Below are 25,662 nucleotides of genomic sequence, written 5' to 3'. Positions count from 1 at the left end.
ACCGCTTTCGTGGCCGATTCCGGCGTTGCGCAACTGGACACCCATCCCGGACCCGTCCAGGACGCCAGGGATCAAGCCCGCTCGACGAGCCCCTCGAGATACGCCGCCAGATCACCGTCGACCGGACTCGGCTCCGCGCCGATGAGCGCCCGCAGGTAGAGCCCGTCACCGATGAGGACGACGAGGCGGGCCAGCAGTGGATCCTCGATCTCGCGCGACAACAGGGCGGACCAGTGGTCGATGGCCTCGACGATCGCGCCCTCGACGTCGACGTCGGCCGACCCGAGGAGGCGCAGCGCCGCCATGAGCGTGCGGGTGAAGTGGTCCTTGGCGACCGACGAGGTGGCCAGGTAGGAGGTGATGACCCCGCCCGGAGCCCGGTCGGTGGCGTCGGCCTCCCCCAGCCCCCGCAGGCGGTCGAGCAGCCCGCCGTAGAGGGCCTCCTTGCTGCCGTAGTGGTAGAGCAGGCCCCCTTGGAGATCCCGGCACGGGCGGCGACGGCCTCGAGTGTCGCGCCGGTGGGCCCGGATTCGGCGAGCACCTCCTCCAGGGCGTCCATGATCCGGCCCCGGGTGTCACTCACGTGGCGCTCGCCTCCTCCCGCGGTCTTCACCGCGGTCGATATCGTTCGGATTCTCCATCCTCGCCGGTTCTCCTCCGATTGGCGGGGATGACACGTCACCAGATACTGTACCGGCCGGACGGTTAAGTGAGACGACACCCTCGAGCGAGAATCCCGAAAGGTCATGACCAGCACCATGTCACCCACCAGCACCACCACCCCACGCGCGGGCCTTCGTGGCTGGGCCGCGCTGGTCGTGTTGATGCTGCCCGTCCTCGTCGTCAGCATCGACAACACCGCCCTGGCCTTCGCCGTGCCGCAGCTGTCGACCTCGCTGCAGCCGAGCGCCAACGCGCTGCTGTGGATCGTCGACGTGTACCCGCTGGTCCTCGCCGGGTTGCTCATCACCATGGGCATGCTCGGCGACCGGATCGGCCGGCGACGCCTCCTGCTCATCGGCACCGCCGGGTTCGGGCTGGTCAGCATCTACGCCGCCTTCGCGCCCACCGCGGGCCACCTCATCGCGGCCCGCATCCTCCTCGGGGTGTTCGGCGCGATGCTCATGCCCTCGACCCTGTCGCTGCTGCGCAACGTGTTCCTCGACGACACCCAACGCCGTCTGGCCATCGCCATCTGGGCCTCCGCGTTCGCCGGTGGCGCCGCTCTCGGACCCATCGTCGGCGGGTGGCTGCTCGAGCACTTCTGGTGGGGCGCGATCTTCCTCATCTCCGTGCCGGCCGCGGTCGTGCTGCTCGCCGCCGGGCCCTTCCTGCTCCCGGAGTCGCGCAACCCCCACGCCGGGCGCCTCGACCCGGTCGGCGTCGTCCTGTCGATCGCCGCGATGATGCCGCTGGTCTACGGCGTCAAGCACACCGCCACCGAGGGGGTCGACCTGCTCGGCGCGAGCATGTTCGCCATCGGCATCGCGAGCGCGATCGCGTTCGTGCGGCGCCAGCTCACGCGCACCGACCCGCTGCTCGACCTGCGTCTGTTCACGCGCCCGGTGTTCGCGGCGTCGATCTCGGCCAACTTCATCAGCGTGTTCGCGTTCGCCGGACTCGTGTTCTTCCTCTCCCAGCACCTGCAGTTCGTCGAGGGCAGGTCGCCGCTGGAGGCCGCGACGACGATGATCCCGGGAGCGCTCGCCTCGATCGTCAGCGGCCTGCTCGCCGTGGTGTTGGCGCGGGTCATCGCCGTCCGGCACCTCATCCCGGCGGGCATCCTGCTCGCCACGGCCGGGTACTCCCTGGGGTCGACGATGACGGTGGGCTCGCCGCACATCGTCATCGTGCTGGTGTTCGTGCTGGTCGGGGCCGGTGCCGGGTTGGCAGAGACGTTGACCAACGACGCGATCCTCGCCTCGGTGCCGGCCGAACGCGCCGGTGCCGCGTCGGGCATCTCGGAGACGGCGTACGAACTGGGCACGGCGCTCGGCGTCGCGATTCTCGGCAGCTACCTCTCGTGGATGTACCGCATGACCATCCAGGTGCCGGACAGCGTGCCCGCCGAGGCCCGCGCCGACGTGGAGAACATGATCGGCACCGCGGTCACCGCCAGTGAGGGGATGCCGGAGGCGCAGGCCGCCGAGACCGTCCTCGCCGCGCAGCGCGCCTTCGAGGCCGGAGTGGCGTCTACGTCGATGGTCGGCGCGATCCTCACCGGCGTCACCGCTGTGGTCGTGTGGGTCGTGCTGCGGCGGGCCGCCCTGCGGGCCTGAGGGGGCAGCCGGACACCGGACGAGCCCTCGCGTCGGGGACCCGGTCGATGCCCACGCGGGCCGGGATGACGCCGACCCCGCCGGTTCGATCCTCCAGGGACGCGGAGTCGCTCTTCACACCGATGCGATGGGTGGGTGCGGGCACCAAGCGGGAGGGTAACGGTGGATGCGGCGGATCCCGACCCTCGCAGCAACCCTGTGAACTGCACTCATGGAACGCGGTACCCGGGCTCGGCGCCGTTGTACTCCCGGTTGGTGCTCGCCCCTGCCGCCGCGCCTGTGCCCACCGTCGATCAGGAGTGCCAGCGCGACAGGTGGTCGATGACGGCCCCGACCGCGTCCTCTCCCGCCATGTCCTGCCCGACCTCGGTTGCGCGGTCACGCATCCACCTCGAACTGGCCTCCGACAGCGCGTCGCCGATGGACGTGGCCGTCGCCGACCGGCGGTCCAACGGACGGCTGCCGATGCCGGCCTCCCGCAGCCGGCGCGCCCAGAAGGGCTGGTCGGCGGCGAAGGGGACGGGGACCGAGGGGATGCCGGCACGGGCCACGGCATGGGTGGTCCCCGCACCGCAGTGGTGGACGGCGAGGGCGCACCGCGGCAACAACCAGGAGTGCGGCGTCGCCCCGACCAGTCGGACGGACTCGGGCAACGCGCCCAGCTCGCGCTCGATACCGCTCCACCCCGGCGCGACCAAGGCCCGACGCCCCTCGAGGACGTCGAGAATCCTCCGGGTGAGCTCAGCCGTTCCCGACGCCGCCATGCTGCCGAAGCCGATGTAGACCGGCGGCTCCCCCTCGTCGAGAAACGCGGCGAGCTCGGTCGGTGGGGTCCAGTCGGGCTCCGCCAGGTGCCAGGCGCCGCAGACGCGCGCGCTGTCCGGCCAGTCCAGCGGCCGTGGCACCAACGCCGGGGAGAACCCGTAGACGACCGGGAGCCGCTCCCACCGGGGCGAGAACGGGCGTAGCCCGGCGGCGCGACGGATGCGGTTGGTCGGGGCCCGGAACGCCGACCACATGGCCCGGGACGCGACGTGGTGGGTGGCCAGGTTCAGCCGGGCGGGCACCGGCGCGGGAGTCACGGCGGAGGAGAACTCCTCGTCGGCGACAGCGGGAACGCGCCGGCGACCGCCGGTCTGCTGCCGGTGATCTCGGCTGCGGTGAGCGCGGCGAAGATCGCGAGGCCGCTGCCGAGGACGACGTCGGCGCGATGGTCATGGGCCGCAGCGGCGATGGTGGTGATCCACTGCTGCGAGTGCTCGCGGGCGACGTCGCGGAAGAGCATCAGCCCGGACAACCCACCGTCGGCCTTCTCGAGCGCGCGCATCCCTCGCCCGCCGTCCAGGTGGGTCCGGAAGTCGCCCCCCAGCTCGCGGAAGTCCAACCCGAGGGCGTCGGCCGCGTCACGTCCGGTGCGATCGAGGCACACGACGGCATCGTGCCCCCGCGCCCGCATGCCTTCGGCGAGCGCGAGGTAGGGACGGGTGTCCCCCTGTGAGCCGGAACCGGCGATGACGAGACGCATGCCCCCATCCTTGCCCGAGACGTTCTCTCCCGTGCGGTACGGCTCGGGTCGAGCCCGATTCGCTGTCGTGCGGGCCTGCCCCCAGCGGGCGGCTGCTGGTACGCGTGACTCCTCCCGCACCTTGGCCTCGCCTGCCGTCATCATCACCGACCCGCACATGCGCCGGGGCAGCACGGAAGGCGGATCTGCTCAGAGAGAACGGGACTCACTGCCCGGAGAGCGCAGCCCGCAGGCGTCGTTCCTCCTCGTCGGTGAGGCCGGCGCCGCGCGGTCCGCCGCGGCTCTCCTCGAAAGTCAGGGCTGCGGCCAGGGTCTGCGCGAGTGGACGGGTCGTCAGGCCGTGGCTGCGGGCGGCGGACGCGTCGGCGACCGTCGCATATCGCCACCCCGGCGCGCCGACCCACAACGGCAGCGTCGTCGGCCCCATCCAGAATCCGACGCCTTCACTCGCGAGCGCCTCGGGATCCGCGGCGCGCGGCGGCGCCGAGCTGCCGGCGACCGCGCGGGCGCACTCGAGCACCTCCCCCAGCGGCACCGCAGGGCCGGTGGCGTCGAAGATCCCGTCGACGCGGCGTTCGGCGACCTCGACGATCCAGGCGGCCAGGTCCTCGGCGTCGATCATCGCCACGGGGTAGGAGTCGTCGGGAGGCACGAGCACGTCGGCGCCCGTGGGGTGGGCGAAGCGCCACGGGTAGTAACCGGTGCGCCCGGTGTGGTCCCCGGCTCCGCCGATCAGTCCGGCCCGGATCACCGTGGAGGACGACGCGGTCTCTCGCACGATCCGCTCGCAGGCCACCTTCGCCGGGCCGTACTGCGACATGTCGTCCAGCTCGTCCGCGGCGAGCGGCTCGTGCACGGGTGCGGACTCGTCGCGGTCGGGCAGGTCGTTGCGCGTGTAGACGCTGATGCTGGAGACGAACACGACGTGCTCGGCTTCGAGCTGTCTCATCGCCCGCCGGACCTGCCCAGGCTGCCGTGCCACGTCGACGACCGCGCTCCACCGCCGGTCCCGGACACCGCTCAGGCCGTCCTCGTCGTCCCGGTCGGCGCGGATGAACCGCACCCCTTCCGGCGCGGGTTCGCTTCCCCGCGCGAGGCACGTGACGTCGTGCCCTCGATCACGCGCGATCTCGGCGACACGTCGTCCGAGCCAGGCCGTCCCACCCAGGATCAAGAAGTCCATGACGGCACCGTGACACGCACGACGCCGGCCTTCCACGGGTTTCGCTCCCGGCTCAACGACACCGTGCCCGTGCGGGGCGATGCTGCTCCGGTCTCACGGAAGCCCGGCCAGACGGGCGAGCGCTGCGGCGAGCGTTCCCACGATGACGACGACGATGAACGGGGCCCGCAGGGCCAGCGCCGCGGCTGCGGCGACGAACGCCGCCGCCCGTGCGTCCAGCGTCAAGTCCTGACCGGACGCGAAGGTGTTGGCGACGACCAGGGCACTGAGCAGACCGACGGTACAGGCGGCCGACGCCTGCCGGATCACGGGAGCGTCCAGGACCGACTCCGGGACGAGATAGCCCAGCAACTTGGTCGCGAACGCGATGAGGCAGGCCAGGCCGAGCCACAGCCACGGAGTCATGACGCCTCCCCCGCTCGCCGGTGCTGCGCCCACGCGACCAGGACCGCGACGACCGCCGCCAGCACGATGGGGATGCCCGGCGGCACGAACGGGGTGACGACCAGGGCCACGAACGCGCAGATCAGCGCCACCTCGATCGGCCCACGGCCGTGGAGTCGCGGCCACAGCAGACCCAGGAACGCCGCCACCGCCGCACCGTCGAGTCCCCACGCCTCGGGGTCGCCCAGGGAGGCCCCCGCGAGTGCACCCATGAACGTCCTCAGGTTCCAGAAGAGGAACACCGCCACCCCGGCCGTCCAGAAGCCACGGCGCTGTTCGGCGGGATCCTCCTGGCCCGACGCCGTGGCCGTCGACTCGTCGATCGTCAGGTGCGCCATGGCCATTCGCGTCGCCCCGCGGGGTCGCAGCAGCTCGTTCAACTGCACCCCGTACACGGCGTTGCGGATGCCGAGCAGCGAGGCGGCCGTCACGGCCGAGGGCCAGGTGCCCCCACCGGAGATCACCCCGACCAGCGCGAACTGAGAGCCACCCGTGAACATCAGCAACGACAACGCGCACGTTTGGAGGATCGACAGACCGGCGGCCACACCGAGTGCGCCGAAGCTCAGTCCATAGAGCCCCGTTGCCACCCCGATCGACAGACCCATGCGGGTCGCGGGAGTCAGAGTTGCCACCGCGGCATCGTAGGGACGCGCCGCGCGGCAGACCTCGGATGCCCGCACGGTGGACGAAGATCGAGGGATGCCCGCCACTCGCCCCCGTCCTCGTGTCGGCTCGATCGTGCTCGCCGCATGCGGCGTCGTCCTGCTCGGCATTCCGGTCTGGGCGCTGGCCACGGCCTTCGACGCGATCGTCACCGGACACCCGGTGTATCCGGTGATGCTCACGATCTCGGCGGTCGCGGGTGGCCTCCTCCTGCTCCGCACCTTGCGCCGCTCGAACAGCCGCAACGCCGGCGCGGCGGGCCAGGGAGCGAGTCGGCCGGTGAGCGACAGTGCAGCGAGCCACGGGACCGGCCACAGCGCAGCGAGCCGGCTGCCCGACGAGGACGCCGTGTCCCTGTTCGGGGACCGGTCCGCCGCTGCACCCGGTGATTCCGGATCGTCGACACACGAGCCATCCACCGCCGGGGCGGCGTCCCGACGTCGAAAGGCGTTGCGCGCGAGCGGATGGGTCGCTGCAGTGCTCACGACCGCGGTGGTCGCGGTCGTCCTCGTCTTCGGGCGTCCGCACTCCGCGACCGACATCGCCCTCGCGGCCATGTCGGGGACGGACACCGTGAGCGTCACTCACGACACGACGTCGATCACCCTCACTCCACGGAAGAACACCGGGGTCGGGGTCGTCTTCCAGCCCGGAGCCCGCGTCGACGCCCGCGCATACGTACCGATCCTCACCCGTCTCGCCGAGCGGGGCCACACCGTCGTCATCGCCGAGCAGCCGCTCGGGGTCTCCTTGCTCGCGCAGGGTGCCGCGGTCTGGGCCATGGACGCCCACCCGGAGGTGTCTCGCTGGGTGGCTGCGGGACACAGCCTCGGTGGAGTCGCCGCTGCCCGCACGGCAGCCTCGAGCGACCCTCGCGTCGTGGGACTCCTCTTCTGGGCCTCCTACGCCGACGTCCGGACACCGACCGACGTCGTCCCCGTCCTCAGCGTGTACGGCACGAACGACGGCCTCATCGCGCCGGCCGAGGCCGTACCCGCGCCGGAGCAGCGACCCGCGAACACCCGGTATGTCGCGGCCGAGGGCGCCACCCACACCTCGTTCTCCGACTACGGCACCCAGTCCGACGACGGCGTGGAGTCCGTGCCACACGACGTGGCCCAGCAGCGCATCACCGAACCCACCCTGGCCTTCCTCGACGAGTTGTCCCGCTGACCTACTCCCGATCGACCGATGTCGATCGATGACGTGCTCGAACAGGGAGTGGGTTCAGGCCGAGGCCACGCGCGGGCGGCGGAACACGGGTGCATCCGGGCGCGAGAGGTCGGGCTGGTAGCGGTAGCCGGCCTCGTCGAACTCCCGCAGTGCGCGCACGGAGCGGACGCGGTTCTGCACCATCCAGCCCGCCATGAGTCCGCGGGCGCGCTTGGCGGAGAACGAGATCACCTTCCAGTCGCCGGTCGGCCCCTGGTCCTCGAAGCGGGGTTCGACGAGCCGGGCGTCGAGCGCGTCGGCGTCCACGGCCCCGAAGTACTCCCCCGAGGCGAGGTTGACGACGACATCGGGCCCTGGGGAGTCGGCGAGATCGGCGGCGATCTGCTCGGTGATGCGCGACCCCCACCAGTCGTAGAGGGAGGCGCCGCGGTCGGTGGCGAGGCGGGAGCCCATCTCGAGGCGGTAGGCCTGCATGAGATCCAGCGGCCGCAACACGCCGTAGAGGCCGGAGAGGATGCGCAGCGTCTTCTGCGCCTCGGTGAGGTCGCGGGTGTCGAACCGCTCCCGCGGGTCGAGCCCCTGGTAGACGTCGCCGGCGAACGTGAACACCGCCGGTCGCGCGTTCTTGGGCGTGAACGGCGTGGTGAAGGCGGCGAACCGGTCCACGTTGAGCTGTGCCAACTCCTCCGAGATGCCCATGAGCTCGGACAGTTCCTCGGGGCTCTTGCCCCGCATCACCTCGACGAGCTGCTCCGCCTCGGCGAGCAGACGCGGCTGCGTGTGGGTCTTCGTGGGCGGCTTGGAGTCGAGATCGAGCGACTTGGCCGGTGACAGCAGAGTGAGCACGAGGTCACCGTAGCCGCGTCCCGTGCTCAGATCGTCGGAGGCCGCCAGACGACGAGCGCGCGGGAGTCACTGCGGCGGCGCCGGGGACGTTCACCGGCACGCACGGCCACGACGTCACCGGCGCGCCCGGCGGCGAACACCCGCCGACCCGATTCGTACAGCGCCTGCACGCGGGCCAGTTCGTCCTGGATCTCGGTCAAGCGCGCACGCAGGGCGGCGTTCTCGTTCTCCAGGTCGAGGATCTGCTTGATGCCGGCCAGGCTCACACCCTCGTCCTGGGAGAGCCGTTGGATCTCCCGGAGCTGGACGATGTCGCGGTTGGAGTACCGACGTCCTCCGCCGCGGGTGCGGGAGGGGGTGACGAGCCCGGTGCGGTCGTACTGGCGCAGGGTCTGGGCGTGCATCCCCGCCAGTTCGGCCGCGACGGAGATGACGAAGACCGGAGTGTCGTCGTCCGGGGTGAATCCCATGGTGGTCATGTCATCTCCTCTCCGAGAGTTTCAGAGTGCCCCACGCCGGACCGGAAGGGGTGTCCTCCCGGCCCGGCGGGTCGATGCCGGCCGGGCCCGCCTCAGGTGCGGGCCTTGCGGAACAGCTCTTCGCGGGGGTCGATGCCGACCTCCTGGTTGCGCAGCGCCTCGATCGCGGCACGGGCCTCGTCGGTGAGCCGCTGCGGCACGGTGACGGACACCTTGACCATGAGGTCGCCGCTCTGCCCGTTCTTGCGCCGCACTCCCCGGCCCTTGACACGCAGGGTCTTGCCGCTGGTGATGCCGGCGGGCAGCTTGACCTTGACGGTGTCACCGGCCAGCGTCGGCACGCTGATCGTCTCCCCCAGGGCCGCCTCCGCGAACGTGACGGGAACCTCGATGCGCAGGTTGTCGCCGTCGCGGGTGAACACCTCGTGGGGGTGGACGGTCACCTTGAGCAGGATGTCGCCGGCGGGCGCGCCACCGGGTCCCGCCTCGCCCTTGCCGGGCAGGCGGATCGTCGCGCCGTCCTTGATCCCCGGGGGATCCGGGCCGTGATGGCCTTGCCACCGACGCCGTTGACCACGACCGTGTCGCCCTCCACGGCCTGACGGAAGCTGAGTCCCGCCGTGGCGTGGATGTCGCGGCCCTTGCGGGGCGCGCGGAACCCGCCACCGAAACCGCCCGATCGACCACCGGGGCCGCCCGGAGCGCCGTACTGGGTCCCGCCCGGAGGGAATCCGCCGCCCGAGCCCTGCCCGAACATGTTGAGCAGGTCCTCGAGGTCGGGTTCCTGGCCGGTGCGGCCGCCGAAGCCGCCGCCGGTGGAGTACCGGGTGCCTCCGCCGCCGCCCTGGTTGAAGATCGTGCTGAACACGTCCTCGAACCCGGCTCCGCCCATGCCGCCGCCGGGGCCGCCGGCGGTGAACCGGGCGCCACCGCGACTCATGGCGCGGACGGCGTCGTACTGCTTGCGCTCCTCGGGATCGGACAGCACGGCGTAGGCCTCGCCGATCTCCTTGAACCGCTGCTCGGCCGCCGCGTCGCCGGGGTTGCTGTCCGGGTGGTGCGTCCGGGCGAGCTTGCGGTACTTGGCCTTGATGTCCTTGGCGTCAGCGTCGACCGAGACGCCCAGCACGGCGTAGAAGTCCTTGTCGAACCAGTCCTGGCTGGCCATCTCGCCTCCTCAGTAGGTGTTCGGGTGGGTCACGCGGGGTCGGCGACCGAGACGCGTGCGGGTCGGACGACGCGGTCGTCGATGCGGTAGCCGGGCTGCATGACCATGACGACGGTGGTGTCGGTCGTGCCCTCGGGCAGCTCCGCGGTGGTGTGCATCAGCGCTTCGTGCACCATCGGGTCGAAGGTCTCGCCGACCTCACCGAAGGCACTCACGCCCTGCTTGGCGAGGATCCCCTCGAGCTTGGCGGCGATCTTGGCGAAGGGCGTTCCCTCCACCAGCTCACCGTGTTCGCGGGCGAGGTGGATCTCGTCGAGCACGGGCAGCAACGACTCGAGGAACGAGGCGACGGCCCGCTTGCGGTCCCCGGCACGGTCGCGGTCGACGCGGCGCTTGTAATTGACGTACTCGGCGTTCAGACGCTGGTAGTCGGCCAGGCGCTCGGCGGCGAGCCGGGCGTCGACGTTCTGGGTGTCGGGACCGGGTGCCTCCGGGCGTCCCTCGGCCGATTCCGGCTCCGGGTCCTGCTCGGAGCCGATGATGTCCTCGCGCGGGTCTGCGGGTTCGATGACCGGCTCCTCTTCGATGCTGGGGGCGTCGTCCTGCGACAGATCGTGCTGCTCGGCGCGCGGTGCGCCCTTGCCTGCGTTCGCGTAGGCGGCGCGGGCGGCGGCGGCCGAGGCCGCACTCCTCGCGGGAGACGTGGGCCGACCCGAGGACATACCGCCCTGATCGGCCTCGGACCTGGTGTCCTGACCGGGCCACCCGAGCGCGTCGTCGCCGACGGGCGTCCGGTTCTCGTCGTTGCTCATGTACGGCTCCTTCTCGGTCTGCGCCGGCGGCCTCACCGGGGTGTCTGCGGGTGGCGCTCCGCCCCGGCCCCACGCGAGGTGGGACCGGGGCGGAACAGCGGGGTCACTTCTTCTTGTCGTCGTCCTCGACGACCTCGGCGTCGACGACGTCGTCGTCCTTGCCCGCCTGAGCACCCTGGTCACCGGCAGGCCCGCCGGCCGCGCCGAATCCCTCGGCACCCGGGAACGGGCCGGCCTGCTCGCCGCCGGCCTGCTCGCCGCCCTCGGCCTGCGCCGCGGCGTACATCGCGGCGCCCATGGCCTGGGAGACCTCGTTGAGCTTGGTGACCTTGGCGTTGATGTCCTCCGGCGTGGCGGCCTCGTCGCCCGTCTTGCCGAGCGTGACCTTGAGGTCGGTGAGGGCCTCCTCGACCGGCTTCTTCGTCTCCTCGGACACCTTGTCGCCGTTGTCGACGAGGAACTTGTCGGTGGAGTAGACGAGCTGCTCCGCGGTGTTGCGGGCCTCGGCCTCCTCGCGACGCAACTTGTCCTCCTCGGCGTGCTGCTCGGCCTCGCGCACCATGCGGTCGATCTCTTCCTTCGGCAGCGCGGAGCCACCGGAGATCGTCATGGACTGCTCCTTGCCGGTGCCGCGGTCCTTGGCGGAGACGTGGACGATGCCGTTGGCGTCGATGTCGAAGGTGACCTCGATCTGCGGCACACCACGCGGCGCGGGCGCGATACCGGTGAGCTCGAAGGTGCCGAGTTGCTTGTTGGCGTTGGCGAGCTCACGCTCACCCTGGAACACCTGGATGAGCACCGAGGGCTGGTTGTCCTCGGCCGTCGTGAACACCTCGGAACGCTTCGTCGGGATGGCCGTGTTGCGCTCGATGAGCTTGGTCATCAGGCCGCCCTTGGTCTCGATGCCGAGGGACAGGGGCGTGACGTCGATGAGGAGCACGTCCTTGCGCTCACCCTTGAGGACACCGGCCTGCAGCGCCGCACCGACGGAGACGACCTCGTCGGGGTTGACGCCCTTGTTGGGCTCCTTGCCGCCGGTCAGCTCCTTGACGACCTGGCTGACGGCCGGCATACGGGTCGAACCGCCGACGAGCACGACGTGGTCGATGTCGGACAGCGAGATCCCCGCGTCCTTGATGACCTGGTTGAACGGCGCCTTCGTGCGCTCGAGGAGGTCGGCCGTCATCTGCTCGAACTGAGGCCGGGTGATGGTCTCGTCGAGGTGGATCGGGCCGTTCTCGCTCATGCTCAGGTACTGCAGGGAGATGTTGGTGCTCGTCGCGGTGGAGAGCTCCTTCTTGGCCTGCTCCGCGGCGTCACGCAGACGCTGCATGGCGATCTTGTCGTTGCTCAGGTCGACACCGGTGTTGTTCTTCACCGTGGTGAGCAGGTGCTTGACGATGCGGTCGTCCCAGTCGTCGCCACCGAGCTTGTTGTCACCGTGGGTGGCGCGGACCTGGATGGTGGAGAAGCCGTCCTCCGGGTCCTTGCCGACCTCGAGGAGGGACACGTCGAACGTGCCGCCACCGAGGTCGAAGACGAGGATGAGCTCGTCCTCCTTGCCCTTGTCGAGGCCGTAGGCGAGGGCCGCGGCGGTGGGCTCGTTGACGATGCGCAGGACGTTGAGGCCCGCGATCTCACCGGCCTCCTTGGTGGCCTGACGCTCGGCGTCGTCGAAGTACGCCGGCACGGTGATGACGGCGTCGGTGACGGGCTCACCGAGGTAGGACTCGGCGTCGCGCTTGAGCTTCATAAGCGTGCGTGCGCTGATCTCCTGGGCGCTGTACTGCTTGCCGTCGATCTCCGGGGACTTCCAGTCGGTGCCGATGTGGCGCTTGACCGAGCGGATGGTGCGGTCGACGTTGGTGACGGCCTGGCGCTTGGCGATCTCGCCGACGAGCACCTCGCCGTTCTTGCTGAACGCGACGACGGACGGCGTGGTGCGGCCGCCTTCGGCGTTCGCGATGATGGTCGGCTCGTTTCCTTCGAGAACGGAGACGGCCGAGTTGGTGGTACCGAGGTCGATGCCTACTGCACGAGCCATGTGGTTTCTCACTCCCTGTGGGTCGGGGTGGTCGGAGTCACGGCGGGACGCCTCCTGTTCGGGGCCGCACACCCACCGACTCGTCGGTGTGGTGCTGCGCCCAGGTCGGGTCGTGCGGACCCGATCACGAGGCCTCTCGCCCGGCTCCGGCCGGGGTTGATTCGACTGCGCTCAACTCTGCGACTCCGGCCCGATCCTGTCAAACCGGGGCTCCGCAAAGTTGCGCTCACTCGACTCAACTCTTGTCGACGGGAGATCATTCCCGCGATCGGGGACCGATGTGGTGGTGGCCGCCAGGAGGTGTCGGATCTCACTGAAGATGTCGCAGTCTCGTCGAGGTCCGCGTCGCGCGGCCGACACGCCGCGCACCGGGTCTGCGCGCTGGGACGCGCTCACCGCCGGGGCGGTCGCCTGGGTGTTCGGTCGTCGCGGCCTGACAGCACCGCAATGGACGAACATCGAACCCTTGAAGCGGTTCTGGATGGTGCGTCCCGAGCCCGCCCTGGCCACACGACTGCTTCAGCGCACGCCCTCCGAGCTGGCCGTGCTCGGCGTGTGGATCGATGCCGAATCACTCGAGGGCCGATGACGTGGACCACTTCGACCGCAACACCGTGACGGAATTACTGACCGAACTGGGCACTCGCCTCGCGGCGCACCACGTGGCCGGACGCATCTACGTCGTCGGTGGCGCGGTCATGGCCCTGGAGTGGGACGCTCGGCGCTCGACCCGTGACATCGATGCACTGCTCGACCCACCCACGACGATCAAGGACGTCGCCGCACAGCTGGCCGCCGAACGTGCGCTCCCACCCGAATGGCTCAGTGACGCCGTCACCCTCTTCCTCCCGCCCGGGCCGCCCCCGACCGGACGAGTCCTCGGTCGGTTCGGCGCTCTCGACATCGTCATCGCCCCGGCCGAACACCTCCTCGCCATGAAGATGGCGGCGTTTCGACACTCCGACCTCAGCGACCTGAGGCTGCTCATCCACCACTTGGGACTGACGAACGCCGACGCAATCGCCGACGTGTGCGAATCCGTCTACGGCCCAGACGGGGTCGTCCTGCCGCCGAGGGTCGATCTTCTCTGGCAGGCCGGCGTCCTCCTCGACCCGCCGCGACCCTGAGCGGCGTCGTCGGATCCGACACGTGACGTTCCGCGGACTCCTGTCGTTTCCGCCGCAGCGACATCCTCGCCCGAGAGAATCAGCAGCGACCCACCGCGCGGAGAGCCCACCGGTGAAGGCACTGTTGCCCTCGATGAGCACACCGACGGGACGTTGGTCGCCGAGATCGACCATGGAGAGGAGCCCTCTGCGCCTACCCCGGACCGGTTTGACATCATCGAAGACGTGAGCGATGACGAGCGGTGGACCGGAGCCCGAGTAGCGCGCTGACGTGCCGTGTCGGCGACCTGCGGCGGGATCCGGATCATGTGTCAATCTGAATATCAATCGAGTTGCGGGGGAACCGCTGACATGACGCAATCCGAGAACACCCAGGCACCCCAGGCCGACACGTCCCCGGCCCAAGCCTCCCCCGCCGACTCGACCGAGGTCATCGTCGTGGGCGCCGGGCCGGTCGGTCTGGCCGCAGCACTGCTGTCGGCGCAACAGGGGCGGGCCGTCACCGTCTACGAAGGCCGGGACGAGCTGCTCCTCACCGACGAGAACAGCTACCCGATCGGTGTCAACGTGCGCGGCCAGGAGGCGCTGCGCCGCATCGACCCCGCCCTCCTGGATGCCTTGCGCGACACCGGCGAACTCGTCGAGGGGTTCGTCATCCGCAACGGCACCCGGACCGTCGCGAAGTTGCCCTCGGGCACGCTCACCGGGACGACCAGGGCCCGCCTCACCCGCATCCTTTTCGACGCCGCCCGCACGGAGCCGCGGATCCGGATCGTCACCGGCCACCGGCTCAGCACCCTGGACCGCGACGCCCGGCGCCTGGACTTCACGACGACCGCCGACGAGTCGGTCACCGTCGACGCGAGCCGCGCGATCGTGCTGGCGTGTGACGGCGTGTGGTCCCCGGCCCGCGGGTCCTTCGCCGAGGCCGTGCCCGAGTTCGACCCGGTGGTCGGGGACTGGGGCGTGCAGTTCCGCGTCCTGTTCTCCCAGGCGGGGGCGACCGCGCCCGGTCTGGACCCCGCGCAGCACCACATCTTCACGAGCAAGGGCATCTACACCGCCACCCTGCCGAACGGCGTCTGGTGCATCGCGGTGACAGCGATCAAGGGCGACCCCGCCGAAGACCTCCTTCTCTCCACGGACGCCACGGACGAGAACGTCGCCGCCCTGCGCGCCCACCTGGCCGAGCACGCCCCGCTCGTCCCACCGCTGCTGCGCGAGGAGGACTACCGGGCCTACTTCGCCCGTGAACCCTTCGGCGGTGCAGTCGTCCGGTGCTCGCGCATCGCGTTCGACGAGTGGCTCGTCCTGCTCGGCGATGCCGCGCACAGCGTCATCCCTCCGACCGGGGAGGGCGTCAACTCCGGCCTGGAGGACGCGTTCCTCCTCACCGACACGCTCGCGACCGACTCCGCAACACCCCTGGCCGACTACGAGCGGAATCGCCTGCCCGACCTGGAGGCGCTCGGCGAATACGCGTGGCAGCTCAAGGAGAACCTGCGGACCACCGATCCCGCCGAGACCGCGAGCAACGTCATCGTGCGGATCCTCTCGAGCGTCGCCGCCCGGTTCGGCCGGAGTGACGGCGAGGTCGAGCAGCGCCTGTTCGGTCCCGACGCCGACCTCACCCGGTACGCCGAGACGATCGGCCCCTGGATCGCGTTCCGCGACCGGTGGACCCCCGTGGCCCGCACCGCTGTCCGAGGCGTCCTCGGCCTCCGGCCGGCCGTGCGCCGCGTCATCACCCCCATCCGTCAGCAGAAGGGACAACCGTGAACATCACCATCGTCGGTGCCTCCTCGGGCACCGGAGCAGAACTGGCCCGTGCGGCGCTCGCGCGGGGCCACACGGTCACCAGACCGACCTCAAGCCCTTCAAGTCCCTGTACGGCCCGCAGGCCGTCCTGCCCTACGGCTGGACGCTCCGCAACCGCGACTACACGTGCACCTCCGAGACGACCGGCGTCACCTGCACCGACCTCGACACGGGGCGCGGCCTGATGATCAGCAAGGCCAAGTACCGGTTCTTGTGAGGTGGACCGGGCTGCTGCGCCGCCCGCGTCGGGCCTTCTCCCGCGCGGGTGCAGCAGCCCCGCACTCCAGCGGGCACGTCCAGGACGCGCACGTCAGGGCGCTGAGGCCTCCTCGGTGACGACGCACCGCACCCGTCGCACCATCCTGGAGGAGGAGTGGGCGTGCGTGACGTCCGCCGGGATCGTGCCCGCCTGCACGAGGCGAGTACGTGGTCAGGCGGGCTGGACGGCCCGGCGCATCACGGTGTTGCGCAGCCCCTTGGGGCGAACGAACTCGAAACCGGCACGTTCGTAGACGGCTCTGGTGCCGTTGTAGAAGAACGACGAGGAGGTCGGCTTGTCCGTGCGAGGAATATGGGGGTAGCCCTCGACGATCCCGCCGCCGGCCCTCGCGATCAGGTCGAGTGCGCCGTGCAAGGCGGCGGTGACCAGGCCATGGCGACGGAAGCGCTTGTCCACGAAGATGCACGTGATGCGGTAGTCAGGCTCGCTCTCGCCGGCTGCTGACAGGTCCTTCAGGTATTGCTTGCGGTGATGAATGTTCGGCAGCTCCTCCGATGAGCCGTATTGCGCCCAAGCAACGGCTTCCTCTCCGTCCTCGCCCTGTCGAACGACCAGTGCCGCATGGGCCTCGCCATCGGTGATCAGTCGCTTCTTCAGCACGCGATTGCCCTCGTAGCTCTGCCCGCGCTCGACACAGCCGGGGTGGAACCAGATGCACCAGCACCCCCGAAGATGCCGTCGTGACGCTCGACAAGAGCTTCGAACAGCGGCCACGTGGCGTCGTTCAAAGCCTTGACCTCGACGAGGCCCGGGTCGGTGGTCGCCATGACCGAGACCCTAGGCCCCTGCGGCCGGCGCCGAAAGAGCTTCTTTCGAACTTCTCTCCTCACGTCGCCCCCACCGGTCGACGCCTCGATGTGCCGGTCGGTAGGCGGCTTCGGCGGGCGGTTGGGACGGGATGTGGATGTTCGAGCGCTTCACGCAGCCTGTGGATAAGTCGTACACGTTTACGAATACATGCCTTCTGACCATTGCCCTCATGATCTCTCTGAGGTAGAGTTCTGTCACAGGGATCGATCACGAGACGGGGGGTGAGCTGCGGTGACGACGGCAGTGTCGACGGCGATGACAGAGTCCCCCACCCTCGCGCCCACCCCTGACGAGCACGCCGGTCCCGGACTCGTGGATGCGGGCTCGTTCGCCGGGTGGTCCGGCGATGAGTTGCTGAGTGAGTTGGAACGGATCGAACGTGAGACCGCGGCGTTGGCGGCGCGGTCGGTGGCCGTGACCGAGGCCATGACCCGCGCGCGGCGGCGAGACTGCCTGCAGGGGTTGGCTCCCGACGTCTCGCCCTCGCGTCGGAACCTGGAGGTCGCCGAGGTCGACGCGTGCGTGGTCGACGAGATCGCCCTGGCCACCGGACTTCGGACCCACGAGTGCCGGGCCCACCTCGAGCTGGCCTGCGGCGACCTCTCCCGTACCGGCCCGATCCGCGCCGCGCTGGGCCGCGGGCAGCTGTCCTGGGAGCGGGCGCGCACGGTGATGGAGGCCTCCGCGCAGGTCCCGGCCGCACACATCGACGAGCTCGTCGCCCGGGTCGTGGCGCCCTATCCGGCCCGCTCCGTCGACGGCGTCGGCGGGTTGGCCGTCCCCCACGAGGTGTTCAGGGCCCGGCTGCGCCGGTTCGTCACCCGACACGTCGACATCACCGAGCGGCACACCGAGCGCATGCGGCAGCGCTGCACCCGCATCGACGTCCTGCCCGACGGCGAAGCCGTCCTCACCGTCTCCGGGCACGTGCTGCGCGTGGCCGGAGCCCACGAACGCGTCGATGTCATCGCCCGCCGCCTGCGCCGCGAAGGCGACACCCGCACCCTGGCCCAACTCCGCTCCGACATCACCCTCGACCTGCTGCAGTGGGGCGAACTCGGCTCGCCCGACGCCACTCTCAAGGAAACCCACCTCGCTCCCTACGCCACCTTCGGCGGGGCGCTCCCCCGGCACGGGTGGACGTGGTCGTCTCCGCGGCCTCGCTCCTCGGTGCGAGCACCGACCCCGGCATGACTCCCATCGCCGGGCGGCACGAATGGATCTCCGCAGCCATCGTGCGCGATGTCGCCCACGCCGCCGGGTCCACGTGGCGGCGCCTGGTCACCGACCCCCTGACCGGGCACCTGCTGGACCTGTCCACCGAGGCCTACGAGGTCCCCGCGCGCCTGCGCCGGCAGGTGATCGCTCGCGATCAGGTCTCCCGGGTGCCCGGCAGCACCCGCCCCGCGGGGGCCTGCGACATGGACCACGACATCGACTACGCCGACGGCGGCACCACCTCCGAGGAGAACATCTCCCCCAAACACCGCCGCGGACACAACCACAAGACCCGCCACACCTGGCACTGCGATCGCGAACCCCACCCCGACGGCGCCATCACATGGACCACCCCCACCGGACGCCGCTACACCACCACACCCTGGGACTACCGCGACCCCGACCCGCCCGACCCCGACGAACTCCTGGAGAACCTCGCCGGCACACCGGCGACCGCCACGACCACGGGCGCAGGCCCAGGTCCAGGTCCAGGCGCAGGAGTCGACCACCCACACGACGGCCCGCAGGACACGCATGCCGGAACCTCCGAACCGGGGCGGATCCAGTCCGCCCCACCGGACCAGGTCGTCCACCGCATCCACCGCTGCCCCGACTGTCGACGCACCCACCACGTCGACATGATCACGGTGAGGGACCTCGACGACGACCCCATCCGTGTCCACCTCCCACCACGCCCACGACGTCGCCCCGACCGACCGACAGACCCGTGGACGAACCCCGACCCCGGACCACCACCCTTCTGACCGTGGCCACGTCACGGCGTTGACCCCAGCAGCCACGCACCACCTAGACAGAGCGCTGCGCGACGTATCTGCATCGACGCCATCATGTCGACCGGCAGGAGAAGGGGGAGCTCAGACGAACGTCGTCCGAATCCGTCCGACGCCCTCGATGGTGCTCTCGACGACCTCCCCGCGGCTGAGGTAGCGGCGGGGCGAGCGGACCGAGCCGACGCCGGCAGGCGTTCCGGTGAAGACAACGTCACCGGGGAGCAACGTCACGACGGACGACAGCCGGGCCACGAGCTCGGCCACCGGGAAGACCATGTCGGCCGTGGTTCCCTGCTGGAGCGTCTCCTCACCCGTGCGGCAGCCGATCTGGAGCCGGTCCCGATCCGGCAGCTCGTCCGGCGTCACCAGGGCGGGACCGATCGGAGCGAACCCCGGGTAGGACTTCCCCAGCGAGAACTGCGCGGGCTTGTCACGAAACTGGACGGCACGCTCGCTCACGTCCTGCCCGACCGTCAGGCCGGCGACGTGGTCCCACGCCCGCTCGACCGGGATGGCATGCCCCTTCTTACCGATGACGACGACGAGCTCCACCTCGTAGTCGACACGGTCCGACGGCAGCCGGACCTCGGCGAACGGGCCGGTCACCGAGGAGGGGAACTTGGTGAAGACCATCGGCTCGGCCGGGAGGTCGAGCTCTGCCTCCTGCGCGTGGTCGCGGTAGTTGGGGCCGATACCGAACACCTGGGGTGGCCGGGGCACCGGCGGTCCGAGCCGGATCGGGTCGAACTCCTCACCGGCGACGACGTCGGCCGATGCGGCCCAGCCGGCGAAGTCCGTCCACCGCTCGAACACCGACTGCGGATCGGGGCCGAAACGCCCCCCACTGGCCGTCGCCACATCCAGAGCTCGCGTCTCCGTGGCGTCGATGATCACCAGCCGCCCGTCCAGATTGCCGATGCGCATGCCGTGCCCTTTCGGTCGATGAGGTCGAGAACGAGCCGGGCCGTCGCGCCGTCATGAGGCGGGGGCGGCGGACGACGCCGTTCGACCCCAGACTGCCCGACTGCGGCGACGCCCAGGGGTCGTGGGGAGGGCCTCGGCCACCCGGGGCCACGAAGGGTGACGCAGCTCCGCCCGCACGATTTCCTCACCCTTGCCTGCTATCTCACGAGGTCACCGCCGGCCGATGGCCGTCCGCCCGTCTCGATTTCTCAGACCTGGTTCACAGGAGCCGGCTCACGCCACATCCGCACCAGAGGGCCGCCCTCGACCTCGACGTCGCCCCGCCGGACGAATCCCTTGCGCTCGTACAGCCGAGCGCTGGACGGGGTCGAGGCCTCGAGGTAGCAACCGTGCTCGGTCGCGCGGGCGACGCCGTGGTCTAGGAGCAGGCCTCCGACGCCTCGGCCGGGCACCCCCACGCCGATGGCGAACAGGTACCAGTACTCACCCGGCGGGTAGTGTGCCGCGATGATGCGCTCCTGGCGCAGCAACCGGATGGCGCGCAGGCCGTACACGGGCAGGACCTCCCGGGCGATACGGGCCTTCGCCCCGAGGGGCAGCGCCCCGCGCCCGGGCGCACCCCACACGGCGACACCCATCACCTCGTCGCCGTCCACCGCCACATCGACGGCGCCGCGCGACAGGTAGTGATGGCGCAGCAGGCTCGCGTAGAGGCAGCGCAACAGCCGCTGTGGCTCGTCAGGATGCCCGAGCGCGGCGACGAAGGGCGGATCGGTCGCGAAAGCCCGCGCGAGGACGTCCGCGGCCTGCGCAACGTCCTCGTCCCCAGCGGTTCGCACATGAAGAGACACGCTCGTGACGATAGGTCGCCTCTCGCGATCTCGGGAGCCCGCTGGTGTCCATCCAGCCTGCCCAGCGCTGCCCCAGACCTGGGGCCGGGTCGTCACTCGAGCCGCGGCGTGAATGGGTCTGCCACAGCGCCGGCCAGGGTGGGATGCTGCCAACACATCCCTGCTTCGGCCAGGACGGGCGAGGTCGCGTGTCTGCCGGTCAGGGCCAGGGCCGGGTCGGTGCGCAAGCCGATGGCGCCGAGGCGCAGGAGCGGCGCAGGCGTGGGCATGCCCGCCCTCCGGCCGGTCGAGCGGCGCAGGGTCGCCATCAGTTCGGCGTTGCGAACAGGGGTCGGCGCAGCAGCCACGACCACGCCCGCCGGAAGGTCGATCCCCGGCTCGAGCCCCAGGGCGGCGAGCGATCGTCAGCCAGTCCTGCACGTGGATCCAGCTGAACCACTGTCGGCCGTGACCGACCGGCCCGCCCAGACCCGCTCGCCCACCTACCCGCCCCAGGATTCGCGGCAGGACGACGGGCATATTCCGCCGGTCGAGACCTCACGCACGACAGCCCGTGCCTGCAGCTGCTGAAGACCGAGAGAGGCGAGACATCATCGACGCCCGACCCGCCGTCGAGATCGGCGTCGGCCGGTGCCACCTGGCCCCTGCCCGCGCCACCGGCGCCACCGGCGCCACCGGCGCCACCGGCGCCACCGGCACCAGTCCGTATCGCGAACGAGGGCCTTCGTCGACGGCCGAGTCGGTCTTTGTCGCCGGACAGGCGCAGCGCGGCGACCGACCCACCGAAGCCCGAGCCGAGCACGACGACGTCGTAGAGCGCCGTGACGGAGGCCGAGCCGACGGGGCCGTGTCGGTCGTCGAGGGGATGTGACGTTCGCCATGTGGGCTCCCGGTGGTCGCGGTTCCGGCGGGCGTAACGGCCGTGACAGGGCACTCTGCCCGACGAACGGTGCGATGCCGCCTCGAGTTGAACTGACGTCTTGGACAGCGGTGGCCGCCGCGCACTCCTCGACGACCGGCTTGCGCAGGACGCGGACCTCAGCCCGGCATACCGTCGAGGAGGTGACACCGCCCGGGACGGACTGTTCGCATCTGGCCGTCTCCGGGAAGATCGGCGGACGAGGGAGACACGATGAACGACCGGACGTGGGGAGGAATCGCCCCGCAATGCCCACCCCTGGACTGGCGAGCACTGTGGTCCGACGAGCGGCACGGCCGGTGGCAGGTCGAAGAGGCGACCCGCGAATCCGACGGGTGGACCCGCCCGAACCTGCGCCTGGTCATGGGCGACGAAGAGCGACGACTCACCGGGGCCATGTGCGTGTGCGTCCGGCGCGACGGGCCGCAGCCGCGCGTGCTGCTCGTGGAACAGGACCGACCCGCTCCCGGGGTGCGGCTCTGGGAGGTCCCGAGCGGCATGGTCGACGAGGAGGACGCCACCCCAGCGGAGTCCGCGCTGCGCGAGTTGAGCGAGGAGACCGGGGTGGAGGCGAGATTCGTCGCCGACCTCGGTGAGATCTACCCCGACCCGGGGGTGTTCGCAGCGTCGGTGCAGGTGGTCGTGGCGGAGGCCGGTCCCGCCGAGGCGGACTCACCGAGACGCACCGGCGACCACGACGTCACCGGAGATGGGGACGGCGGGAACGGCTCGGGCGATGCCGGGGAGGGCCCAGAGGTCGAGCGCACGGGATGGTTCACGCAGGAGGAGATCGACACCTTGATCGCGACCGGCCGGCTGCGCTGCGGTATCAGCCTGGCCGCGCTGACCCTCGCCCGCACCTGGCGGAACCGAAACCCGAACCTGGACCGCTGACACGAGCGAGTTCGAGCGAGGAGCGGGCATGGATCATCGAGTACTCGTCTCCGGGGCGAGCATCGCCAGGTTGGGCACCGCGCTCCGGCCGCATCGGACCGGCTCGGACGTGACGATCGTCGAATGGGCCCCGTCCTTCCGGGCGGGCAGAACGTCGACGTCCGCGCGGAGGCCCATGAGGTCGCCGATCCGGGCCGTGCTGGGCAGGCTCGGTCGTGACAAGACCCGTGACCTCCCCGAGTTCCTGCCTGCGTCCTGACCACGGGCCCACGGGCCGTCCGCACCACCGAGAAGGGAACCCTCCATGTCACTGATCCTGGTCACCGGCGCCACCGCCGGCGTGGGTCTCGCCACCGTCGAGTCGCTCGTGGAGGACGGGCACGACGTCGTCCTCCACGCCCGCCACCCCGGCCGCGTGGAAGGCGTGGCCGTGGCCGAGAAGGTCGAGGCGATGGTGTGCGGCGATCTGGCCGACCCCGCACAGGTCGCCCGGATGGCGGCCCAGGCCGAGGAGATCGGCCGGTTCGACGCCGTCATCCACAACGCCGGGGTCATCGACGGACCGGACGTGTTCGCGGTCAACGTCGTCGCCCCCTACCTGCTCACCGCCCTCATGACGCCACCGGTGCGGTGGATCGGACTCAGCAGCTCGATGCATCGCGGGGGCTCGAGAGACCTGAGCGGGCTCGACCTCGATGATTCCTCCGGGGCGACGTCCGCCTACTCGACGAGCAAGCTGCTGCTCACGACCCTGGCCATGGCGCTGGCGGACTCCATCCCGGAAACCGCCGTGCACGCCGTCGACCCCGGCTGGGTACCCACGCGCATGGGCGGCCCCGGCGCGACCGACAGCCTCCAGGAGGCCCACCCCACGCAGACCTGGCTCGCCACCGCGGACCTGGCGAGAATCCAGCCCCGCACCGGCGGCTACTGGCACCACCGGCGCACGCAGCGTCCCCATCCGGCGACACTCGACCCGGAGTTCCGGGCGGACGTGATTCGACTCCTGGGAGAGCACACCGGACACACGCTCCCGGCCACCTGAGAAGCCCCCGGATCGCGCTGATCGAAACGCGGCCGGCCGGGGGCGTCTCACTCACCGTCTGGCTTCACCACCGGGAGACGCTGGGGCGGAGCGGCGCCGACGGACGATCAGACCCTGTCCAGCACCGTCACCGACGCCGTCGCTGCCCTGGGCACGATCACCGACGAGGGACGTCTCGAGCTGCCCCGAGGACCTGCTGGGTACGTCTGCGCACGCCCTGTCACTCGGGCGGGCCGGTCAGCCGTAGACGAGCCGGGAGACGGCCACGCCCCAGTCGGCGTCGGGGTTGACACCGGAGCCCATCCGCTCGGCGAAGATCGCGACGGTGAGGTCGCGGCGGCGGGGAGCCCGCTCGGCATCCGCCGCCGCGAGGGCCGCCGGCAGCTCCTCGAGCGTGAGATCGGTCCCGTAGCAGGGGTTTCCCGGCTGCTGACGCCAGGACTGCGCGAGCTCGCCGGCGTCGTAGGGATCGAAGCCGGTCTCGTCCACCAGGCCCATGGCGCGGTCGCGGTCCTGCGGCCGGTCGGCGGCGACGGGCAACGCGATGCGCCCCGGCGCCCCGGCCGCAGCGCCCTTGCGCTCCAGGGACTGCGACCCGATCGTGTTCCACGCCTTGGCGACCGGGCGTCCGAGCTGCTCGACGACCCACTCGCTCTCGGCCTGCCCCGAAGGCAGGAGGTCGTCGCCGTCGCGCATGGGGTAGTAGTTCGAGGTGTCGATGATCGTCGTCGACTCCGGCACACCGGCGATGAGCGGGGCGAGGCCGGGGATGACGCTGAGCGGTACGGACAGGATGAGCACCTCGACGGCGTCGTGCGCCGTGACGGCGCGGGCTCCGTGGGCGAGGACGTGCTTCTCGATGGTCTCCGGTCCGCGGGAGTTGGCGACGGCCACGTCGTGGCCCCGCCGGCTGAGTTCGCGTGCCAGGGTCGAGCCGATGTGGCCGACGCCGATGATGCCGATGCGCATGGGTTCCTCCAGGTTGTCGTGGTCGGTTCGAATCGTCTGGTGCGGTCAGTGCAGGCGCGTGCGGTCAGTGCAGGCGCGGGTCGAGCCCGTACTGCCGGGGCAGGCCGAGGTGGTCGCGCAGCGTGCTGCCCTCGTACTCGGTGTGGAACAGGCCGCGTTCCTGCAGGATCGGCACGACCTCGTCGACGAAGGTGTCGATGCCGTCCTCGTAGACATCGACCGACACCCAGAACCCGTCGACCGCGCCGGCCTCGAACCACTCCTGCATGTGATCGGCGGTGACGGAGGCCGGGCCAACCGGCGTCGGGTGGTAGTCGATGACGCCGTGGGCGAGGATCTCGCGCACGGTCCAGCCCTCGCGGGCGACCTCCAGGGCGCGCGGCGCGCGCGGGTCGAACGGGCTCGGTCGCGCCGCCGACAACTGCTCCGGCGTCAGCGGCCGGTCGAGCCGGCTCGCCTCGATCGGGATGCCCAGCATCGAGCCGAGGTAGGGCAGGCGCTTCTCCAGCGAGTACTCCCCGATCCGCAGCCGCCGGTCGACGGCCTCGCGCACCGAGGGTGCGATGGCGGGCATGACCCCGGCGAAGAACTTCACCTCGTCGGGGTCGCGTCCGGCAGCGCGCGCGGCCTCCCGGATCGACTCGCGCTGAGCACGCGCATCCTCGATCGAGAACGTCGCCCCGATGACGCCGCCGGCGTAGCGGCCCGCGAGGCCGAGCCCGTATTCCCCGCCGCCGGCGGAGAAGATCACCGGCTGCCCCTGCTCCGACGGCGGGATCGGCAGCGGCCCGCGGGAGGCGACGTGCTGTCCCTGCAGGTTGATCGGCACGATCTTGTCGGGGTCGGCGAACCGCCCGGTCTCGGTGTCCTTGAGCCAGGCGTCCTCGCCCCAACTGCCCCACAGGGATTGGACGATCTGGATCGTCTCGTGGGCGCGCTGGTAGCGCTCGGGACGTGGCGCGATCTGGGCGCCGTAGTTGGCGGCGACGTTCGGGTCGCTGGTGGTCACCGCGTTCCAGCCGACGCGGCCGTGGCTCATGACGTCGAGGGTCTTGAACTGGCGGGCCAGGTTGTACGGCTCGGTGAAGGTCGTGGAACCGGTGGCCACGAACCCGATGCGCTCCGTGGCGCGGGCCGCGGCGGCGATCGTCAGCAGCGGTTCCAGGGTGAGCTGCGGCGAGTCGTTCGTGACGTCGGAGGTCAGGCCGGCGAAGTCGGGCAGGAAGAAGAACTGGATCTTGCCACGCTCGGCGGCCTGGGCGTATCGCACCTGGGCGTCGAAGCTCGTGTAGTTGGCCGGGTCGACGCCGGGAGCGCGCCAGGACATGGGCTGGCTGCCGTAGCCGTTGCCGAGCTGCAGGCCGATGAGCATCTGGCGGGACTGCCTGGTCATGGGT

At 70.8% G+C, this 25,662-nt stretch carries 28 protein-coding genes and 1 pseudogene; 10 read left to right on the top strand and 19 right to left on the bottom strand.

Annotated features, from left to right (window positions below; all coding sequences use genetic code 11):
• Window positions 1-71: 71 nt before the first annotated feature.
• A complete protein-coding gene (locus tag QQK49_RS00870; RefSeq protein ID WP_284302234.1) occupies window positions 72-305 on the bottom strand; it encodes a hypothetical protein in 234 nt (77 codons plus the stop codon).
• A 441-nt stretch (window positions 306-746) separates the two neighbouring features.
• On the opposite strand from QQK49_RS00870, the gene QQK49_RS00865 reads away from it, so the two are divergent.
• Window positions 747-2,279: an MFS transporter gene (locus tag QQK49_RS00865; RefSeq protein WP_284302233.1), complete on the top strand. Its 1,533-nt coding sequence runs from the start codon at window positions 747-749 to the stop codon at window positions 2,277-2,279.
• A gap of 293 nt (window positions 2,280-2,572) precedes the next feature.
• Here QQK49_RS00865 and QQK49_RS00860 read toward each other — a convergent pair whose 3' ends face one another.
• From QQK49_RS00860 to QQK49_RS00840, 5 genes are all read right to left on the bottom strand, one after another.
• A complete protein-coding gene (locus QQK49_RS00860) occupies window positions 2,573-3,361 on the bottom strand; it encodes a glycosyltransferase (RefSeq protein ID WP_284302232.1) in 789 nt (262 codons plus the stop codon).
• Window positions 3,358-3,804 (bottom strand): glycosyltransferase, encoded by a 447-nt coding sequence (locus QQK49_RS00855; RefSeq protein ID WP_284302231.1) that lies wholly within the window; start codon window positions 3,802-3,804, stop codon window positions 3,358-3,360. Before QQK49_RS00855 ends, QQK49_RS00860 begins: the two co-directional genes overlap by 4 nt.
• Window positions 3,805-4,009: 205 nt before the next feature.
• Window positions 4,010-4,987 carry an NAD-dependent epimerase/dehydratase family protein gene (locus tag QQK49_RS00850; protein WP_284302229.1) on the bottom strand — a complete coding sequence of 326 codons (978 nt, stop codon included), beginning with the start codon at window positions 4,985-4,987 and terminating at the stop codon, window positions 4,010-4,012.
• A 93-nt stretch (window positions 4,988-5,080) separates the two neighbouring features.
• Complete coding sequence (locus QQK49_RS00845) at window positions 5,081-5,392, bottom strand: AzlD domain-containing protein (RefSeq protein ID WP_284302228.1); 312 nt, start codon at window positions 5,390-5,392, stop codon at window positions 5,081-5,083.
• Window positions 5,389-6,039, bottom strand: coding sequence for an AzlC family ABC transporter permease (locus tag QQK49_RS00840; protein WP_284305789.1), 651 nt, complete (start codon window positions 6,037-6,039; stop codon window positions 5,389-5,391). Before QQK49_RS00840 ends, QQK49_RS00845 begins: the two co-directional genes overlap by 4 nt.
• A gap of 94 nt (window positions 6,040-6,133) precedes the next feature.
• On the opposite strand from QQK49_RS00840, the gene QQK49_RS00835 reads away from it, so the two are divergent.
• Window positions 6,134-7,270, top strand: a complete 1,137-nt coding sequence (locus QQK49_RS00835) for an alpha/beta hydrolase (protein ID WP_284302227.1) — start codon at window positions 6,134-6,136, stop codon at window positions 7,268-7,270.
• A gap of 54 nt (window positions 7,271-7,324) precedes the next feature.
• Here the strand turns inward: QQK49_RS00835 and yaaA are convergent, their stop codons facing one another.
• The 5 genes and pseudogenes from yaaA to dnaK all read right to left on the bottom strand — a co-directional run bounded on the left by yaaA (window position 7,325) and on the right by dnaK (window position 12,619).
• A complete protein-coding gene (yaaA, locus tag QQK49_RS00830; RefSeq protein WP_284302226.1) occupies window positions 7,325-8,116 on the bottom strand; it encodes a peroxide stress protein YaaA in 792 nt (263 codons plus the stop codon).
• 26 nt (window positions 8,117-8,142) lie between these two features.
• Complete coding sequence (locus tag QQK49_RS00825) at window positions 8,143-8,595, bottom strand: heat shock protein transcriptional repressor HspR (protein WP_284302225.1); 453 nt, start codon at window positions 8,593-8,595, stop codon at window positions 8,143-8,145.
• 92 nt (window positions 8,596-8,687) lie between these two features.
• Window positions 8,688-9,763, bottom strand: a pseudogene (locus tag QQK49_RS00820) (DnaJ C-terminal domain-containing protein).
• Window positions 9,764-9,792: 29 nt separating this feature from the next.
• A complete protein-coding gene (grpE, locus tag QQK49_RS00815) occupies window positions 9,793-10,575 on the bottom strand; it encodes a nucleotide exchange factor GrpE (protein ID WP_284302223.1) in 783 nt (260 codons plus the stop codon).
• A gap of 103 nt (window positions 10,576-10,678) precedes the next feature.
• Window positions 10,679-12,619 (bottom strand): molecular chaperone DnaK, encoded by a 1,941-nt coding sequence (gene dnaK, locus QQK49_RS00810; RefSeq protein ID WP_284302222.1) that lies wholly within the window; start codon window positions 12,617-12,619, stop codon window positions 10,679-10,681.
• Between the two features lie 319 nt (window positions 12,620-12,938).
• Here dnaK and QQK49_RS00805 point away from each other — a divergent pair, with 319 nt between their 5' ends.
• The 3 genes from QQK49_RS00805 (at window position 12,939) to QQK49_RS00795 (ending at window position 15,525) form a co-directional block, all read left to right on the top strand.
• Entirely contained in the window at window positions 12,939-13,208 is a 270-nt protein-coding gene (locus QQK49_RS00805) for a hypothetical protein (RefSeq protein ID WP_284302221.1), read from the top strand.
• Between the two features lies 1 nt (window position 13,209).
• Complete coding sequence (locus tag QQK49_RS00800) at window positions 13,210-13,746, top strand: hypothetical protein (RefSeq protein WP_284302220.1); 537 nt, start codon at window positions 13,210-13,212, stop codon at window positions 13,744-13,746.
• A gap of 351 nt (window positions 13,747-14,097) precedes the next feature.
• The gene (locus QQK49_RS00795) at window positions 14,098-15,525 is read left to right on the top strand and encodes an FAD-dependent oxidoreductase (protein ID WP_284302219.1); all 1,428 of its coding nucleotides are present in this window, start codon (window positions 14,098-14,100) and stop codon (window positions 15,523-15,525) included.
• A gap of 469 nt (window positions 15,526-15,994) precedes the next feature.
• Here QQK49_RS00795 and QQK49_RS00790 read toward each other — a convergent pair whose 3' ends face one another.
• Together QQK49_RS00790 and QQK49_RS22465 are read right to left on the bottom strand one after the other, a co-directional pair.
• Window positions 15,995-16,444 (bottom strand): GNAT family N-acetyltransferase, encoded by a 450-nt coding sequence (locus QQK49_RS00790; RefSeq protein WP_348536033.1) that lies wholly within the window; start codon window positions 16,442-16,444, stop codon window positions 15,995-15,997.
• Window positions 16,438-16,611: a hypothetical protein gene (locus QQK49_RS22465; RefSeq protein ID WP_348536032.1), complete on the bottom strand. Its 174-nt coding sequence runs from the start codon at window positions 16,609-16,611 to the stop codon at window positions 16,438-16,440. Before QQK49_RS22465 ends, QQK49_RS00790 begins: the two co-directional genes overlap by 7 nt.
• A gap of 298 nt (window positions 16,612-16,909) precedes the next feature.
• Here QQK49_RS22465 and QQK49_RS00785 point away from each other — a divergent pair, with 298 nt between their 5' ends.
• Both QQK49_RS00785 and QQK49_RS00780 read left to right on the top strand, forming a co-directional pair.
• Window positions 16,910-17,848 (top strand): hypothetical protein, encoded by a 939-nt coding sequence (locus tag QQK49_RS00785; RefSeq protein WP_284302218.1) that lies wholly within the window; start codon window positions 16,910-16,912, stop codon window positions 17,846-17,848.
• Window positions 17,845-18,636, top strand: a complete 792-nt coding sequence (locus tag QQK49_RS00780; protein ID WP_284302217.1) for an HNH endonuclease signature motif containing protein — start codon at window positions 17,845-17,847, stop codon at window positions 18,634-18,636. Before QQK49_RS00785 ends, QQK49_RS00780 begins: the two co-directional genes overlap by 4 nt.
• 111 nt (window positions 18,637-18,747) lie before the next feature.
• Here the strand turns inward: QQK49_RS00780 and QQK49_RS00775 are convergent, their stop codons facing one another.
• The 3 genes from QQK49_RS00775 to QQK49_RS00765 all read right to left on the bottom strand — a co-directional run bounded on the left by QQK49_RS00775 (window position 18,748) and on the right by QQK49_RS00765 (window position 20,707).
• On the bottom strand, window positions 18,748-19,587 hold the full coding sequence (locus QQK49_RS00775; protein ID WP_284302216.1) for a fumarylacetoacetate hydrolase family protein: 840 nt from the start codon (window positions 19,585-19,587) through the stop codon (window positions 18,748-18,750).
• Between the two features lie 248 nt (window positions 19,588-19,835).
• Complete coding sequence (locus QQK49_RS00770; RefSeq protein ID WP_284302215.1) at window positions 19,836-20,438, bottom strand: hypothetical protein; 603 nt, start codon at window positions 20,436-20,438, stop codon at window positions 19,836-19,838.
• A gap of 92 nt (window positions 20,439-20,530) precedes the next feature.
• Window positions 20,531-20,707 carry a DUF1731 domain-containing protein gene (locus tag QQK49_RS00765; RefSeq protein ID WP_284302214.1) on the bottom strand — a complete coding sequence of 59 codons (177 nt, stop codon included), beginning with the start codon at window positions 20,705-20,707 and terminating at the stop codon, window positions 20,531-20,533.
• Window positions 20,708-20,991: 284 nt separating this feature from the next.
• On the opposite strand from QQK49_RS00765, the gene QQK49_RS00760 reads away from it, so the two are divergent.
• Together QQK49_RS00760 and QQK49_RS00755 are read left to right on the top strand one after the other, a co-directional pair.
• Window positions 20,992-21,309: a hypothetical protein gene (locus QQK49_RS00760; RefSeq protein WP_284302213.1), complete on the top strand. Its 318-nt coding sequence runs from the start codon at window positions 20,992-20,994 to the stop codon at window positions 21,307-21,309.
• Between the two features lie 261 nt (window positions 21,310-21,570).
• Window positions 21,571-22,251: an NUDIX hydrolase gene (locus QQK49_RS00755; RefSeq protein ID WP_284302212.1), complete on the top strand. Its 681-nt coding sequence runs from the start codon at window positions 21,571-21,573 to the stop codon at window positions 22,249-22,251.
• 33 nt (window positions 22,252-22,284) lie between these two features.
• Here QQK49_RS00755 and QQK49_RS00750 read toward each other — a convergent pair whose 3' ends face one another.
• The gene (locus QQK49_RS00750; protein ID WP_284302211.1) at window positions 22,285-22,473 is read right to left on the bottom strand and encodes a hypothetical protein; all 189 of its coding nucleotides are present in this window, start codon (window positions 22,471-22,473) and stop codon (window positions 22,285-22,287) included.
• An 82-nt stretch (window positions 22,474-22,555) separates the two neighbouring features.
• Between QQK49_RS00750 and QQK49_RS00745 the strand changes: the two genes are divergently transcribed.
• Window positions 22,556-23,296 (top strand): SDR family NAD(P)-dependent oxidoreductase, encoded by a 741-nt coding sequence (locus tag QQK49_RS00745; RefSeq protein WP_284302210.1) that lies wholly within the window; start codon window positions 22,556-22,558, stop codon window positions 23,294-23,296.
• Window positions 23,297-23,533: 237 nt separating this feature from the next.
• Here QQK49_RS00745 and QQK49_RS00740 read toward each other — a convergent pair whose 3' ends face one another.
• Window positions 23,534-24,265 (bottom strand): NADPH-dependent F420 reductase, encoded by a 732-nt coding sequence (locus QQK49_RS00740; protein WP_284302208.1) that lies wholly within the window; start codon window positions 24,263-24,265, stop codon window positions 23,534-23,536.
• Between the two features lie 64 nt (window positions 24,266-24,329).
• Window positions 24,330-25,658: an NtaA/DmoA family FMN-dependent monooxygenase gene (locus tag QQK49_RS00735; RefSeq protein ID WP_284302207.1), complete on the bottom strand. Its 1,329-nt coding sequence runs from the start codon at window positions 25,656-25,658 to the stop codon at window positions 24,330-24,332.
• Window positions 25,659-25,662 lie beyond the last annotated feature (4 nt).

This window comes from Mobilicoccus caccae, from assembly GCF_030161635.1.
GTDB classification, from domain to species: Bacteria; Actinomycetota; Actinomycetes; order Actinomycetales; family Dermatophilaceae; genus Mobilicoccus; species Mobilicoccus caccae.
This window is presented reverse-complemented; position numbering and strand designations above follow the sequence as displayed.